The following is a 1,878-nucleotide window of genomic DNA, read 5'->3' on the forward strand; positions in this document are numbered from 1 at the left end:
CCGCGCCGACGCCCACTTCCTGAGGCGTCCATCCGGCTTCGGCGGGGAAGTCGATCTTGTTCAAGCGCTGCTGCGTTGGACTCATCGTCATCAGCGAGGAGCCGCCCGTTCCCGCGAACAGCACCCAAGTGTTGCCGTTCGGTCCCACGGTCACGGACTTGGCTTTCCAATCATGATAGGGCGGAACGCCGCTTTGGCTCAAAATATCACCGGCCGCCGAGAGCGTCCAGAACCGCACTTCGCCGCTGGGTCGTGTCCACACAAGCCGCTGCGAGTTATCCGGCGCGACGGCAAGGCCGCTGGCGATGTCGCCGCTGGCAAGCGCATAGCGCTTGTCGCTGATGTAATCATTGACAGCCGACGCCTGCCAGATCGCCGATGACTTGTCGTAGCGGTTCCAGAGCAAACGCGGCTGATTGTTACTGCCTACGCCCACCGAGATCGGCGCCCAGCCGTCATACGGACCGTATTCCGTTTTTTGCGTCACATAGAAGCTAGGATTAAGTGTCCAAAGCGACGCCGTATCGCCTTTGCCAATCAGAATGCTCGTGTAGCCAGTCGACGACGTTGAGACGCTCTTGACGGTTCCCACACCCAGTCCAAGATACGCGCGATTGATTTCAGCTCCCGTGGACGACAGTCGAGAGAGTGTAATACTTCCATCGCCCCGGTTCCAAAGCAAACGTGTTTCGCTGTTCGGCCCCACGGAGATATGCTGAGCGACATAGGTGTAACGCGTTTTCACATGTCCGTCGGCGAAGAGTACATTCAGTGTTCCATCAGAGTTAGGCGTACGGTCTCGCGCCAGCCACATGGTGGCTGGCGAATCGAACATCGCCAATGACCAGCCGCTATACGCGGCGTTATAGAGATAGCTCTGTCCGGTAAACGGATTGACGAATGTATCTTCGGACCTCACATAAGGATAGACCGCCGCTTTCAAAGCCTCCGGACTTCGCAGGTCCGGCATGTATTCGTCATAATCCTGAGCATATTGCAGAATGCCGAGTCCGATGCGCTTGAGATTAGCCGCATCGCCCGTCTCTGGAGTTGAATATGCCGTACCAGGGTGGTTGACATGGCCATCTGCATAGCCAATGACTCGCAAGCTATTTGCATGCGCCACGGGGTCTTGCACAACTACCGTTGTAGCGGGACTGTCCAGTGCGGCCTGCGCCACGTAGCTCAGACTCGCGTTAAACGCGTAAGGCTGCCCTGTAGACGGGCAAACGAATATACTCGTTGACTTTGCATATGGAAGCAACAGAGTCTGGACATGGGCAGGCGTGTCCATCGGAGGATAAATCTGATCGTAGTCCTGAACATACTGCAGCATGGCAAGTGATATTGCCCTCACACGATCGGCGCAGACCAGATCCGGGTCACCGGCCGGAGTTCCTCCGCCGGCAATAGCTCCCCCGACTTCGATATGGCCATCCAGAAACGTCGCCACTGATTTGTGGTCCGCATGTGGAACGGCGTCTTGAAATACGATGACCTCTCCTGGCGTTGCATATTCCGCAAGTGAATGTAAGCCGATCGCTGGGTTTGGCTGGAACGCAAGATGTGTCGCAGGACAGCTAAAGACAGAAGTATTTGAGATGTATGGCGACACAGCGGCTTGGAAATGCGCGGTGCTGTCCATAGGAGGCAGCGACTCATCATTGTCCTGCAGATATAGCCGCACCGCCTTCATCAGCAAGCGCGAATTACCGACGCAAGCGTCGTCGGGCGCGAAGCCTGGCGCGGGAGCCGGCGTAAGCCCTTTCGCCAGGACAGGCGCCAGAATGGCCGCCACGATTGCGCCCGAGGCTACCACGACGGCGTTTTTGAACAATTTTCCCATAGTTATCCTTATTCGCTTCGCGCATTAACGCG

At 56.9% G+C, this 1,878-nt stretch carries 1 protein-coding gene; it reads right to left on the reverse strand.

Annotated features, from left to right (window positions below; genetic code table 11):
• On the reverse strand, nucleotides 1–1,846 hold a 1,846-nt coding region (locus tag ABIZ35_RS01650; protein WP_348218135.1), incomplete at its 3' end, for a WD40 repeat domain-containing protein.
• Nucleotides 1,847–1,878 lie beyond the last annotated feature (32 nt).

The organism is Capsulimonas sp. (assembly GCF_039929585.1).
GTDB lineage: Bacteria > Armatimonadota > Armatimonadia > Armatimonadales > Capsulimonadaceae > Capsulimonas.